The following is a 13,008-nucleotide window of genomic DNA, read 5'->3' on the forward strand; positions in this document are numbered from 1 at the left end:
TTCAACGACCCTGGTGGGCCTCGCGGGCGTCGAGCAGTGCGGGCAGGTGCGCCTCGGCCCATTCGCAGCAGGCGGCCATGGGTTTGAGGAGCGTGGTTCCAAGCGGAGCCAGTTCGTACTCGACTCGTGGGGGGATCTCGGCGTAGGCGGTGCGTGTGATCAATCCGTCGCGCTCCATCGCCCGCAGTGACTCGGTGAGGACCTTTGGCGTGATGCCGCGCAGGGGCACCTGCAGTTCGGAGAACCGTCGAGGGCCCGCCTCCAGGCACCGGATGATCTTCCCTGTCCATTTGTCGCCGATCCGGACCGGGGAGGTGACGTGTGCGCATCCGCGGAACATGTCGGGATCAAGTGGCTCGCTCACGTCGGCAAGCGTACGTAACTATCGTTGCGGAAACCAAGGGGGCGCCCAATAGTGTCCGTGGCATCGGCCACCGATTCAGGTCGGCCTTGTCGAACGGAGCGTCGTCTCATGAGCAGGATCGTTGTCTTCGGTGCCGGTGGGCGTGCGGGTCGACGTGTGGTCGCCGAGGCCGTTACCCGTGGTCACCAGGTCACGGCGGTAGTGCGGGATCCGGCCAGGCACCAGGACCTGGCAGGTGACGGCGTGGTACTGGCCGCCGGTGATGTCACCAGCGCGGACAGCGTCGCGGCGGTGGCAGCGGGGCACGACGCGGCGATCAGCGCCGCCGCCCGGCTCGACATGTCGTCAGCGGAGTTCTTCACGGGCGCGGCCCATGCCCTGCTCGACGGCCTGGCACGGTCCGGGGTGGTCCGGCTTCTGCTGATCGGGATCGGCACCACGCTGGAGATCGCGCCTGGGGTGCCCGTCCATGACGCGCCCGATTTTCCGGCGGAGGGCCGCGCGTTCTCCCTCGGGCATGCGGCGGAACTCGACGTGCTCCGTGCGGCGGACACGGAGATCGACTGGCTGGTCCTCGCCCCGCCGCCGGTCGTCCTCGACAATGACGCGCCGCGCACCGGCCGGTACCGGATCGGTGGTGGCCAGGTTCTGCCGGCCGATGACGACGCCGCCACGTTCTCCTACGCCGACCTGGCGGTCGCGCTTGTGGACGAGGTCGAGACGGCGAAGCACCACCGCATGCTGGCGGCGGTAGCCCACTGATTGCGGCAACGTCGGGGCATCCTGTCATCGGCGGTGGTTCGACGGTCACGCAAGGCCGTCGACGAGGTGCGGCGAGTTCGCCCCCTTCAGGGCCGAGAAGCCGACAGCCAGGTGAGACGCCGAGCCCACCGGCTCTGGTGGCGCCTCATCCGGGGAGCTCTCCCGAGCCCCGGGGAATGAGCCGGGTCGGCAGCTCGACCCGCTCGGGGGTGCCCTGTTCGCCCGACAGACGGCGGAACAGCAGCTCGGCGGCGGTCCTGCCGAGTCGCACCGGGTCCTGGGCCACCACGGTCACGCCGGGGACCAGCAGGTCGGCCAGCTCGAAGTCGTCGAAGCCCACCAGGGCCGGCCGGTGTCCGGTACGCAGCACGGCCACGGTGATCCGGCCGTTGCCGGTGAACACCGCGGTGGGCGGGGCGTCGCCGGAGAGCATCCGGTTCAACGCGGGACCCGCCTGTTCGGCCGGGCCGGTCGCGACCAGTGACGGGTCGAAGGACAGGCCCGCCTCGCGGAGGGCGCGGCGGTAGCCGTGCAGCCGCTCGCCCGAGGTGAAGATGGACGCGCTGTCGCCGATGAAGGCGATGCGGCGATGACCGTGCCGGATCAGGTGGCTCACCCCCGCGTACGCGCCGCCCGCGTTGTCGCAGAGCACGGTGTCGGCGTCCAGCCCTCCCGGCCGGTCGGCGAAGACGGCGGCGATGCCCGCGTCGAGTTCGGGCCGCAGGTAGTCGTGGTCGGTCCCGGCGGGCACGATGACCAGGCCGTCGACCCTGCGCGAGCAGAAGGCGAGGATCAGTTCCCGCTCGCGCCGGGGGTCCTCCCCCGAGGAGCCGCTGAGCACCAGCGAGCCGTGCCGGAGCGCCACGTCCTCGACCGCGCGGCTGAGCCCCGAGTAGAAGGGGTCGGCCACGTCCTCGATCACCAGGCCGATGGTCGCGGTCCTGCCCCGGCGCAGCACCCGGGCGCTCTCGTTGCGCCGGTAGCCGAGCCGCTCGATGGCGGCCGTTACCCGTCCGGCGGTGGCGGGGTTGACCCCCGGCTCCTCGTTGACGACCCGGGAGACGGTCTTCAGCGCCACCCCGGCCGCCTCCGCGACGTCCTTCATGGTGGGACGGCCTCGCACACTCTCTGTCACGACTCGATCATCGCCCATGCACAGCGTACTGACAACGTTGTCAACGGTGATCGGGTGAACTCGCGTCCGAGCCGTCGTCCGTTGCGGGCGGGCCGTGGGGTCCGGCCACGTCCGGACCTTACGTCCGGACCCCACGCCCGGATCAGGAGGCGGCGGCCCGTACCGCGTCGGCCGGCGGTGTGCCGGGCCGGCCGATCAGGCGGCTGAGGTCGTCGCCGGGGGTGTCGAGGCCGCCACGCGCGATGGCCCCGTCCAGGCCGGCGACGAAGTGGGCGGTGCCCTCGTCGAGACCGGCGGACTGGAGGACGCCGGCCAGCTCGGGGACCGTGACGTCGCGGTACACGACCTTCGTCCCGGTCACCTCGGTGATCGTCGTGGCGAGTTCCGTCAGCGTGAACGGCGTGCCGCCCAGCTCGTAGACGGCGTTGTCGTGGCCCTCGCCGGTCAGCGCGGCGGCAGCGGCGGCGGCGTAGTCGGCCCGGGTGGCGGCGGAGATCCGCCCGTCGCCGGCGGCGCCGAGGATCTCGCCGCGCTCAAGGTACCGGCCGAGCTGGCCGGTGTAGTTCTCGGTGTACCAGCTGTTGCGCAGCAGGGTGAACGGGACGCCGGACTCGCGCAGCACGATCTCGGTGGCCTTGTGCTCCGCGGCGAGGGAGAGTTCGGAGCTGTCCGCGCGCAGGATGCTGGTGTAGGCGATGCGTGCGACTCCGGCGGCCCTGGCGGCCTCGATCACGGCCGTGTGCTGGGGCACCCGCCGGCCGACCTCGTTGCCCGAGATGAGCAGCAGGTTGGTGACGTCCCGCAGCGCGGCGGGCAGCGTCTCGGGCCGGGAGTAGTCGCCCTCGCGCACCACGACGCCCCTGGCGGCGAGGTCGGCGGCCTTGGGCGGGGTGCGGGCGATGGCGACGACGTCGGAGGCGGGGACGCCCTTGGCGAGCAGCGCGTCGATGACGAGACGGCCGAGAGGGCCGGTGGCGCCGGTGATGGCATAGGTGGTCATGATCTCTCCTGGGGTCGCTCGTGATTACCGGTCGGCAGTACTAACTTTTATACAGTACTGGTTGTTTTATGAACTCTGTACCCTTGGGGTATGCCGAACGTGTGTGCCCCCGATCCCGACACCGGTGAACCCACCGACGAGCTCGTCAGCGACGTGTTCGCCCGCGACTGCACCTCCCGGGCGGCGCTGGAGGATGTGGCCGGCAAGTGGGGAATCCTCGCGCTGCTCGCCCTCGGCGAGTCCGGTTACCGGTTCAACGCCCTGCGGCGACGGGTGGCGGGCGTGAGCGAGAAGATGCTGGCGCAGACCCTGCAGACCCTTGAGCGAGACGGCATGGTCACCCGAGAGGTGCTGACGGTGATACCCGCCCGGGTGGAGTACTCCCTGACCCCGCTCGGCGCCCGCGTCGCCGAGCGTCTGCGCGGTCTCGCCGATCTACTCGAAGGCTCCGTGGACGAGATCGGTGCGGCGCGCGAGGCGTACGACAGCCGCCAGGCGTGACTGCGGGCGGGAACGGCTCAGGAGGACTCTCTCCAGGAGGCCCGGGTGGTACCTCCCGCGGTCCCGGCCGCGTGCAGGTCGGCCTCGACGCGGGCCGCCGCCGCGAGCAGCGGCGGCAGCAGGTCGCGGCGGGCGGACTCGGGGGTGGTACGGCTCGCGTGGGAGGAGATGTTCATCGCGGCGGCCACCCGGCCGGAGCGATCGCGGATCGGCACGGCGATCGAGCGCAGCCCCTCCTCCAGCTCCTGGTCGACCATCGCCCAGCCCTGGGAGCGGACCAGCTCCAGCTCGGCTCGGAGCGCCTCGGAGGTCGTGACGGTCTTCGGGGTGAACCTGCGCAGTGCGGCACGTTCCAGGTAGGCGGCCAGCTCGTCCGGGGGCAGCCAGGCGAGCAGCACCCGGCCCATCGAGGTGCAGTGGGCCGGGAAGCGGGTGCCGATGTTGATGGTCACCCGCATGATCCGGGTGGTGGCCACCCGGGCCACGTAGACGACGTCCTCGCCGTCGAGCACGGCCACCGACGCCGACTCGTGCACCTCGGCGACCAGCCGTTCGAGGTGCGGCTCGGCCATCTCGGGCAGGGAGAGGCTGGACAGGTAGGCGTACCCGAGGTCCAGGACGCGGGGGGAGAGCGCGAACAGCCGCCCGTCGGTCCTGACGTAGCCGAGGTCGACGAGGGTCAGCAGGAACCGACGGGCCGCCGCCCTGGTCAGGCCGGTCGCGCGGGCGACCTCGCTGAGCGTCAGCTCGGGGCTCGTCGCGCTGAACGCCTTGATCACCGATAGTCCGCGCGCCAGCGACTGTACGTGGTCGGAGCCGCGGTCAACCGGTTCGATCATCGCCGTCCTCCTCGTTCCGATCGAACTCTAGCGCCGCCCGTGCCACCGCGAACGCCCGGTTCGCGGCGGGTACGCCCGCGTAGATCGCGGTCTGCAGCAGCACCTCCTTGATCTCCTCCTCGGTGAGACCGACGCGGAGCGCGGCCCGCACGTGCATGGCCAGCTCGTGCTCCTGCCCGAGCGTGGCCAGCATGGCGAGGGTGATGCAGCTGCGGGTGCGCCGGTCCAGGCCGGGACGGGTCCAGATCTCCCCCCAGGCGTACCTGGTGATGAACTCCTGGAAGTCGGCGGTGAACGGGGTGGCGCTCGCGGTGGCGCGGTCCACGTGCTCGTCACCGAGTACGGCCCGGCGCGTCGCGTCCCCGGCCTCCCACCCGCTCATGTCCCTGCTCTCCTCCGCGCTCATGTCCCTGGTTCCTCTCCTGCTCGTCCGCCGGTCTTCCCCGCGCTCACGTGCCGGGTTCCGCGAGGTTCCGGTGGGCGGCGAGCGCCCGGTCGACGAAGGTGAAGGCGGAGCCCAGGGCACCCGCCGGGTCGAGGGCCGCGTCGACCTCCTCGGTGGTCAGGGGGACACCGGGATCGGCGAGCAGGACCTCCCGCAGCGCCAGGCCCCCGGCGGCGGCGCGGGCGCAGGCGGCGTCCACCAGCCGCCGGTCCTGCGGGGTGCCGCCGAGCCGGACGACCACCTGCTCGGCCATCAGCAACCCCCGGGTCGCGTCGAGGTTGGCGCGCATCCTGGCGGTGTCCACGGTCAGGCCCTCCAGCACCTCGCGCAGCCAGGAGGCTGCGCTGCCGGTGAGCCGGAGCAGCTCGCCCAGCGTCTCCCACTCGGCCTGCCAGGGCCCGGCCGCGCGCTCGTGCTCGGCGACCATGCCGCCGAGGAGGGAGGCGACCAGCCCGGGTACGCGCTGGACGCAGGCGAGTACCGACATCGAACCCACCGGGTTCCGCTTGTGCGGCATCGCGCTGGAGGTGCCCCGCCCGGGTCCGGTGGGCTCGGCGACCTCCGCCACCTCGGTCTGGGCCAGCAGCTTCACATCGTTCGCGATCTTGCCGAGCGTCCCCGTGGCGGTGCCGAGCGCGCAGGCGAGCCGGACGACCGGGGTCCGGTCGGTGTGCCAGGGAATGACCGGTTCGGCCAGCCCGAGCTCGGCCGCGAGCAGCGGCGGCACCTCGTGGCCCCGCTCGCCGAGGACCGACAGGGTGCCCGCCGCCCCGCCGTACTGGGCCGGCAGCGGCACCCGCGCCAGCTCGGTCCGGGAGCGGTCCAGCGCGCTCAGCCAGCCCGCCGCCTTCAGCCCGAACGTGACCGGTACGGCGTGCTGGCCGACCGTACGCCCGGCCATGACGCTGCCGCGGTGCTCGGACGCCAGCCGCGCGCACGCCCCGGCGCAGGCGGACAGGTCGGCCAGGATCGGGGCCAGGGCGCGGCGGGAGAGCAGCATCGCCGCGGTGTCGTTGATGTCCTGGCTGGTGGCGCCGTAGTGCACGAACCGCCGCAGGCCGGGCTCGATCCGCGCCCGCAGGGCGGCGACCAGGCCGATGACGGGGTTGCCGCTCCGGGCCGCCTCGGCGCCCAGTTCGGCGAGGTCGTAGAGCTCGGGACGGCAGGCCGCGGCCACCGCCGGGGGTACCTCGGCGGGGACCAGCCCGATCCCGGCCTGCGCGGTGGCCAGCGCGGACTCGACGTCCAGCATGGCGGCCAGCCACGCGACGTCCGACACCTGCGCGGCGGCCCCGCCCCTGGCGAACATCCCGGAGAACAGCCCGGCGGTGGCGGGAGCGGTCATGGTCACCTCTGGATGGCTCGAACGTTGGTCACGGCGGATCGGGAGCCGGTTTCCCCGGGGACGGCGCCGCCCCGGAGAGGCGACCTACCCGGCGCCGCACCCTTCACGGCTTTTTGCCGGTGAGCACGCGGAGGGCGGCGAGCTCCTCGGGGGTCGGGGGCGCGGTCTCGCGGAGGCCGGGGGCGGCGGCCAGCGCCCAGCCGGTGGCGGCGCGGGCCTCGTCGAGGGTGACGCCGGGGTGCAGGTGGGTGAGGACCAGCTCGCAGGTGTCCGGGTCGGGCTCCAGGATGCCCAGGTCGGTGATGACCGTGCGGGGGCCGCTGCCACGCAGGCCGAGGCGCTCGCGGTCGCCGGGCCCCGAGCCGAAGCCCACGGAGGTCACGAAGTCCACCCGGTCGACGAACGTGCGGCGGCTCTGCCGCACGACCACCGTCACCTCGCGGCAGGAGGCGGCGATCTCGGGGGCCCCGCCCGCGCCGGGCAGCCGGACCTTCGGGTCGTCGTAGGGGCCGATCACCGTCGTGTTGATGTTGGCGAACCGGTCGATCTGGGCGGCGCCCAGGAATCCGACGTCGATCCGGCCCGGCTGGAGCCAGTAGTTGAAGATCTCCGGCACGCTGACGACGGCGTCGGCGGTGTCGGCCAGCACGCCGTCCCCGATCGACAGGGGCGGCCGGTCGGGCTTGGCGCCGATGGTGCCGGACTCGTAGACGAGGACCAGGCCGGGGGCGTGCGTCCGGCGGGCGAGGTTGGCGGCGACGCTGGGCAGGCCGATGCCGACGAAGCACGAGCCGCCGTCCCGCAGCCGCCGGGCCGCGGCCACGGTCATCATCTCGTCGGAGGTGTAGCCGGCGCTGTGGGAGGGGGCGGTCGTCAAAGTACGTGCTCTCTCATCCAGGCCGCGAAGGTCTCCCGGTCGCGGCTGATCTCGTCCCAGGCGAGGTAGAAGTCGTTGTCGCGGCTGGAGTACCCGGCGCTGTAGGAGGGGTGGGAGCCGCCGGGGGCCTCGGAGACGTAGGTGATCGCCCAGCCGGGCAGCACGATCGCGCCGGGGCGCGGCTCCAGCTCGTCGACGACCTCCTCCACGGTGACCAGCGAGCGGCGGGCGGCCAGGACCGCCTCCTTCTGCACGCCGGTGATGCCCCAGAGCTGCACGTTGCCCCGCCGGTCGGCGCGCTGCGCGTGGATCACGGCGACGTCCGGGTTGATCGCGGGGACCGCGGTCAGCTCCTCGCCGGTGAACGGGCAGGTGATCGGCCTGATGTTGGCGGTCCTGCCGGGCAGGTCGGTGCCCCGGTAACCGCGCAGCACCGCGAAGGGCAGCCCGGAGGCCCCGGCGACGTAGGCGTTCGCGATGCCCGCGTGGCTGTGCTCCTCGATCTCCAGGGGGCCTGGCCAGTGGTTCTGCACCGCGTCGCGGAAGCGGTGCAGCGAGCCCACCCCGGGGTTGCCGCCCCAGGAGAAGACCAGCCTGCCGGCACAGCCCATCCCGATCATCTGGTCGTAGATCAGGTCGGGGGTCATCCTGATCAGGGTGAGATCGCGGCGCCCCTGCCTGATGATCTCGTGCCCGGCCGCGTAGGGGATGAGGTGGGTGAAGCCCTCCATCGCCACGCTGTCGCCGTCGTGCACGAGATCGGCCACCGCCTCGGCGAGCGGAACCACCGTGGCCATCGCACCCCCTTAACGCATGTTCGGTATGCGAACGAATGTTCTTTCAGTGAACATACTGACTCACCGTCCGGATGGTCAAACCGGTGGCCATCGTTATCGGTGAGCCACCGCGTTGCCGTGGCGGCTTCGTCGGTGCGTGCCCGGCACGGGTGCCGGGCACTACCCCTCGAAGCGCTTCACCAAGCGGGCTGTGGGAAGGTTGGCCAATGGTCGAGCGGGGGGTCGGTGTGTCGCGGGTGTCGTGGGTGGTGCTCATCGCGGGCTTCGTGCTCGCCTCGCTCAACCTGCGGCCCGCGCTGGCGAGCGTCTCCCCGGTGCTGGACGAGATCATGGGCGACCTCGGGCTGAGCGCCGCCGGGGGAGGAGCGATCACCACGGCCATGGTGGTCTGCCTGGGCGTGCTGGGCCCGCTCGCCCCGCTGCTCGCCCGCCGCTTCGGCCTGGACCGCACGCTCATGGCCGGGCTGCTGATCCTGGCCGCCGGGGTGATGCTGCGCAGCGCGGGAAGCGTCCCCGCGCTCTACGCGGGAGCGGCCGTCGCCGGCATGGCCATCGCCGTCATGAACGTCGCGATGCCCGGCGTGGTCAAGCAGCACTTCCCCGCGCGGGTCGGCCTGTTCACCGGGATCTACGTCTCCGGACTGGTGCTGGGCGCCGCCGCGGCGTCCGGGCTGATGATCCCGCTGGAGCGTGCCACCGGGTACGGCTGGCGCGAGGTGACCGCGATGACCGCGATCCCGGCGCTGGCCGCCGCGGTGTTCTGGCTGCCCCAGGCGCTGCGCCGCCCCGCCCGCTCCGAGGTCGCGCCCAGACCGTTCGCACAGCTGCTCCGCACCCGGATGACCTGGTACGTCACCGTCTACATGGGCCTGCAGTCGCTGACCTTCTACGTCATGCTGGCCTGGCTACCGACGATCTTCAAGGACGCGGGACTCCCCGCCGACCAGGCCGGATACCTGCTCAGCCTCACCAACCTGGCCCAGGTGGCGGCCACGTTCACGGTCCCGATCCTCGCCGGGCGCGCGCGGTCGCAGGTGCCGTACGTCACCGCCGCGACCCTCCTCACGGTGGCCGGATACCTCGGTGTGCTGTTCGCCCCGGCCACCCTCCCGTGGCTCTGGATGATCGTCCTCGGTGTGGGGCAGGGCGCCTCGATCGCGCTGGCCCTGCTCATCATCGCGCTCCGCGCCCCCGACCCGGTCTCGGTGACCGCGCTCTCGGCCGTCGCCCAGTCCGTCGGGTATGTGCTGGCCGCGCTCGGGCCGCTCCTGGTCGGCGCGCTCCACCAGTTCTCCGGTGGCTGGACGCTGCCGCTGCTGGCCGGGCTCGGTGCGTGCGGCCTGCAACTGGCGGCCGGGTTCCTGGCGGGGCGACCGGTCACGCAGGCCGGTACGGGCGCCCCGCCGGGAACCCGGCCGGCCGAGGATTCCCCCTCCCTGGCCTGACCCATCGCCCCTCGGGGTCGGCGGAGCGGCTCAGGACATCGGCTCTCGGCGCAGAATGATCAGTGCGGCCGGGTCAGAGCCAGCCGCGGGACTCGGCCACGCGAGCGGCCTCGACGCGGTTGCGGGCCCCGGTTTTGCCGATGGCGGAGGACAGGTAGTTGCGGACGGTTCCCTCAGTGAGGAACAGCCTGCGGGCGATGTCCGCCACGGTGCTGCCGTCGGCGGCCGCGCGCAGCACCTCGGCTTCTCGCTGGGTAAGCGGGCTGGTGCCCATGGTCAGAGCGCTCACCGCCAGCCTCGGGTCGATCACCCGTTCGCCGGTGATCACCCGGCGAATGGCAGCCGTCAGTTCGGTGACCGGGGCGTCTTTCACCACGAAACCAGCCACACCGGCCTTCAGGGCCCTGCTGAGGTAGCCGGGCCTGCCGAACGTGGTCACGATGATCACCCGGTGGCCGCGGAGGCGCTCGGCGACGTCCAGGCCCGATAGTCCAGGCATCTCGATGTCGAGCAGGACCACGTCGGGGTCGTGCTCCGCCACCGCGGATTCCACCAGGTCTCCGCGCCCGACCTCGGCCACCACCTCGATGCCGTCCTCGAGAGCGAGGAGCGCCGCCAGGCCACCCCTGACCAGGTCCTGGTCGTCGGCGATCAGCACGCGGATCATGACTCCTCCAGCGGGACGCGCACGCACAGCCGGTATCCCCTGCCGGGCAACGACCCTGTCTCCAGCCGTCCACCGGCCTCCGCGACCCGCTCGGCCAGCCCGGTGAGCCCGTGCCCCGCCCGCCCCGCGCCGGACCCGTCGCCCGGCGGAGTGCCGTCGTCACGGACCTCCAGGCTCGCGGCCGTGTCGTCCACGCTCAGGTCGATCCGGCAATGCCCGGCCCGGCTGTGGCGTAGCACGTTGGTCACCGCCTCTCGTACGGCCCAGGCCAGCAGGATCTCGGCGGAGGCGGGAATGGGCCCCTCGGCGGGGGAGACCTCCAGCTCGATCCCGGCGGCCCGCAGACCGCGGGCGGCCTTGTCGAGCTCCTCCGACAAGGCGGGGGTACGGTAGCCGGTGACCGCCTGCCGTACCTCGTCGAGGGCCTGGCGGGTGGCGTGCTCCACGTCGGCCATCTCGCGGGCGGCGCGGTCCGGGTCGGTACGGGCCAGCCGCGCCGCAAGCTGGCTCTTGATGATGATCGACGCGAGTGTGTGGCCGAGAATGTCATGCAGGTCCCGGGCGAACCGCAGCCGCTCGTTCTCGATGGCCATCTGCGCGACTTCGGCGCGGGCCGCCTCCAGCCGCGCCACCAGCACCCCCATCTGTTTCAGGCTCTGCACCACCGCCGCCTGCACCGCGATGACGAGCGGCACCCACCAGATCCCGGCGAACGGCGCTCCCAGGACCCACAGGGCGATCACGTCCACGACCGCTGTCACCACCACCGCCGCAGCGAACACGACCGGCCGCAACGAGGCCGCGAGAGCGGAGACGACCAACACGAAGCAGACGTACGCCCACGGTCGCCCCAAGACGGGGAGCAGGGCCAGTGTCGCGCCGAGCAACCCGGCCAGAGCCCACGGCCGCGGGGTGTCTCCCCGGCTGCTGAACATCCGCCACGTGATCATCAGCCAGCAGCCGGCCAACAGCGCCGCGCCCCCGAACGCCCATGCCACTCTTGGGATCCCCGGTTCCGCGTCGAGTAGCGACCAGAGCGGCCAGCACAGGATCAGCAGCCACGCGGCGGACCAGGCCCGGGCCGTGGTGCGGGCCCGGCCGTGCTCAAGCTCCGGCAGCGTCGTCCTCACCGTCACAAAGCCCGACGGTAACGCCACATGCCCAGCGCGGCGAACAACAGGGTCCAGGCCACCAACACACCCACCCCGGTCCCGGTCGGCCACCGCCCGTCCAGCATCCGCCAGCCGAGTGATCCGGCCTGATAAGCGGGACTGTACTCGGCCAGCGCACGCAGGCCCGCGGGCATGGCTTGCACCGGCAGCCAGAGGCCGCCCAGGACGGACAGCCCGAAGTAGACGCCCATCATGGCCAGGTTCGCCGCCTGCCCTCGGAGTGTGTAGCCGAACGCGATGCCCAGCGCGGCGAAGGGCATGACGCCCAGCCAGATCAACACCACCAGCGTCGGCCAGGTCCACAGGGACAGGCGCACCCCGCCCAGCACCGCGCCGGCGGCCAGCACGACGAAGATGCTCGGCAGCACTCCCGTCATCCCGCTGACCAACTTGGCCACCACGTAGCCGTGCGGCGGCAGCGGCGTCACCGCGAGCTGCCGCGACCAGCCCTTGCCCCGCTCCAGCGCGATGGCGCCCCCGATGAACAACGCGCCCCCCATCGCACCGTACGTGGCCATGGAGACCATGGAGAACGCGGCGAAGTCCGCGCGCTGTTCCTGCGGCACCACGGTGAGCACCTTGGTCCACAGCAGGTATAGCGCCAGCGGGAAGCCGGTCAGCAGGATCATCCCGGCCGGGTTGCGGAAAGCGCGCCGTATCTCGAGTCTCAGATACGACCTCATCGTCCCGCTCCTCCCGTCAGGCTGACGACGGCGTTCTCCAAATCGGTGCTCATGGTGCGTACATTCCTGAAGTCGTCGAACGTCGCGAACAGGGCGCGAAGCGTGGCGTCGGAGTCATCCGTGTGCAGTGTGACGGCACGCCCCTCGATCCGCACCTGGCGCACGCCCGGCAGCGTTTCGAGCCCGCTCGCATCGGCGCCGTCGAAGACGAAACGCACCTCCATGCCGCCGACCAGGGATTTGATGGTGCTCACCGGCCCATCGGCGACGATCTTTCCGCCGGCGAGCAGGACGACCCGGTCGGCGTAGTCGTCGGCCTCGGCGAGGTAGTGGGTGGCGAAGACCACCGTGCGGCCCTCGGCCGTGCGAGCGCGTACCTCCTGCCACAGGGCGCGGCGGCTCTCGATGTCCAGCCCCACGGTGGGCTCGTCGAGCACGAGCAGCTTCGGGTCTCCGACCAGCGCCAGAGCGAACCGCACGCGCTGCTGCTGGCCGCCGGACAGCCGGCCGATGCGCCGGGTGGCGAGTTCGGCCACGTCCACGGCTCGCATCGCCGCCTTGACGGGATGCGGGTGAGGGTACATTCCCGCGACTGCCGCGACCAGCTCCTCCACCCGCACGTCCTCCAGCAGCCCGGAGTCCTGCAGGAGCACGCCGACCTCGCCGGCGTGCAGCGCTTCCACGGGTGTTCGGCCGAAGACCCTGGCAGCTCCGGAACTGGGACCGAGGAGCCCGAGGGCGATCGACAACAACGTGGTCTTGCCTGCGCCGTTCGGCCCGAGAACGGCGACCGTCTCCCCTTCCCCGACACGCAGATCTACGTCGTCGAGCGCGACGGTGTCGCTGTAATGCTTGCTCACGGCCTTGAGTTCCACTGCTGTTCGCATGGCCACCACCCTGACCGACGACACGGAACCGGCTGAAGTGCCATAGGTCAGCGCGAACGATGTGACACATGTCAGCCCACGGCAGGGAC

General features: G+C 72.0%; 15 protein-coding genes. 3 read left to right on the plus strand and 12 right to left on the minus strand.

Going from position 1 to position 13,008, the window contains the following annotated elements:
- Window position 1: 1 nt before the first annotated feature.
- Window positions 2-364, minus strand: coding sequence for a winged helix-turn-helix transcriptional regulator (locus ABT061_RS03275; protein WP_350912128.1), 363 nt, complete (start codon window positions 362-364; stop codon window positions 2-4).
- Window positions 365-472: 108 nt separating this feature from the next.
- On the opposite strand from ABT061_RS03275, the gene ABT061_RS03280 reads away from it, so the two are divergent.
- Window positions 473-1,126: an NAD(P)-dependent oxidoreductase gene (locus ABT061_RS03280; protein ID WP_350912130.1), complete on the plus strand. Its 654-nt coding sequence runs from the start codon at window positions 473-475 to the stop codon at window positions 1,124-1,126.
- A gap of 145 nt (window positions 1,127-1,271) precedes the next feature.
- On the opposite strand, the gene ABT061_RS03285 is transcribed toward ABT061_RS03280, so the two are convergent.
- Together ABT061_RS03285 and ABT061_RS03290 are read right to left on the minus strand one after the other, a co-directional pair.
- The gene (locus ABT061_RS03285; RefSeq protein WP_502991335.1) at window positions 1,272-2,261 is read right to left on the minus strand and encodes a LacI family DNA-binding transcriptional regulator; all 990 of its coding nucleotides are present in this window, start codon (window positions 2,259-2,261) and stop codon (window positions 1,272-1,274) included.
- 142 nt (window positions 2,262-2,403) lie between these two features.
- On the minus strand, window positions 2,404-3,261 hold the full coding sequence (locus ABT061_RS03290) for an SDR family oxidoreductase (RefSeq protein WP_350912134.1): 858 nt from the start codon (window positions 3,259-3,261) through the stop codon (window positions 2,404-2,406).
- A gap of 90 nt (window positions 3,262-3,351) precedes the next feature.
- Here ABT061_RS03290 and ABT061_RS03295 point away from each other — a divergent pair, with 90 nt between their 5' ends.
- On the plus strand, window positions 3,352-3,762 hold the full coding sequence (locus tag ABT061_RS03295; protein ID WP_350912136.1) for a winged helix-turn-helix transcriptional regulator: 411 nt from the start codon (window positions 3,352-3,354) through the stop codon (window positions 3,760-3,762).
- Between the two features lie 17 nt (window positions 3,763-3,779).
- Here ABT061_RS03295 and ABT061_RS03300 read toward each other — a convergent pair whose 3' ends face one another.
- The 5 genes from ABT061_RS03300 to ABT061_RS03320 form a co-directional block, all read right to left on the minus strand.
- Window positions 3,780-4,601 carry an IclR family transcriptional regulator domain-containing protein gene (locus tag ABT061_RS03300; protein ID WP_350912138.1) on the minus strand — a complete coding sequence of 274 codons (822 nt, stop codon included), beginning with the start codon at window positions 4,599-4,601 and terminating at the stop codon, window positions 3,780-3,782.
- Entirely contained in the window at window positions 4,585-5,007 is a 423-nt protein-coding gene (pcaC, locus tag ABT061_RS03305) for a 4-carboxymuconolactone decarboxylase (protein ID WP_350912140.1), read from the minus strand. The genes ABT061_RS03300 and pcaC overlap by 17 nt, the downstream gene beginning before the upstream one ends.
- Before the next feature lie 43 nt (window positions 5,008-5,050).
- Window positions 5,051-6,391: a 3-carboxy-cis,cis-muconate cycloisomerase gene (pcaB, locus tag ABT061_RS03310; protein ID WP_350912142.1), complete on the minus strand. Its 1,341-nt coding sequence runs from the start codon at window positions 6,389-6,391 to the stop codon at window positions 5,051-5,053.
- A 103-nt stretch (window positions 6,392-6,494) separates the two neighbouring features.
- On the minus strand, window positions 6,495-7,223 hold the full coding sequence (locus ABT061_RS03315) for a CoA-transferase subunit beta (RefSeq protein WP_350912719.1): 729 nt from the start codon (window positions 7,221-7,223) through the stop codon (window positions 6,495-6,497).
- Window positions 7,224-7,264: 41 nt separating this feature from the next.
- The gene (locus ABT061_RS03320) at window positions 7,265-8,065 is read right to left on the minus strand and encodes a CoA transferase subunit A (RefSeq protein ID WP_350912144.1); all 801 of its coding nucleotides are present in this window, start codon (window positions 8,063-8,065) and stop codon (window positions 7,265-7,267) included.
- A gap of 206 nt (window positions 8,066-8,271) precedes the next feature.
- Between ABT061_RS03320 and ABT061_RS03325 the strand changes: the two genes are divergently transcribed.
- On the plus strand, window positions 8,272-9,510 hold the full coding sequence (locus ABT061_RS03325; RefSeq protein WP_350912146.1) for a CynX/NimT family MFS transporter: 1,239 nt from the start codon (window positions 8,272-8,274) through the stop codon (window positions 9,508-9,510).
- A 73-nt stretch (window positions 9,511-9,583) separates the two neighbouring features.
- Here ABT061_RS03325 and ABT061_RS03330 read toward each other — a convergent pair whose 3' ends face one another.
- The 4 genes from ABT061_RS03330 to ABT061_RS03345 are packed head-to-tail and all read right to left on the minus strand — an operon-like array spanning window position 9,584 to window position 12,919.
- Window positions 9,584-10,177, minus strand: coding sequence for a response regulator (locus tag ABT061_RS03330; RefSeq protein WP_350912148.1), 594 nt, complete (start codon window positions 10,175-10,177; stop codon window positions 9,584-9,586).
- The gene (locus ABT061_RS03335; protein ID WP_350912150.1) at window positions 10,174-11,313 is read right to left on the minus strand and encodes a sensor histidine kinase; all 1,140 of its coding nucleotides are present in this window, start codon (window positions 11,311-11,313) and stop codon (window positions 10,174-10,176) included. Before ABT061_RS03335 ends, ABT061_RS03330 begins: the two co-directional genes overlap by 4 nt.
- A complete protein-coding gene (locus ABT061_RS03340) occupies window positions 11,310-12,032 on the minus strand; it encodes an ABC transporter permease (RefSeq protein ID WP_350912152.1) in 723 nt (240 codons plus the stop codon). Before ABT061_RS03340 ends, ABT061_RS03335 begins: the two co-directional genes overlap by 4 nt.
- Complete coding sequence (locus ABT061_RS03345) at window positions 12,029-12,919, minus strand: ABC transporter ATP-binding protein (protein ID WP_350912154.1); 891 nt, start codon at window positions 12,917-12,919, stop codon at window positions 12,029-12,031. The genes ABT061_RS03340 and ABT061_RS03345 overlap by 4 nt, the downstream gene beginning before the upstream one ends.
- Between the last annotated feature and the right edge of the window lie 89 nt (window positions 12,920-13,008).

It is taken from the genome of Streptosporangium sp. NPDC002544, assembly GCF_040295965.1.
Classification (GTDB): Bacteria; Actinomycetota; Actinomycetes; order Streptosporangiales; family Streptosporangiaceae; genus Streptosporangium.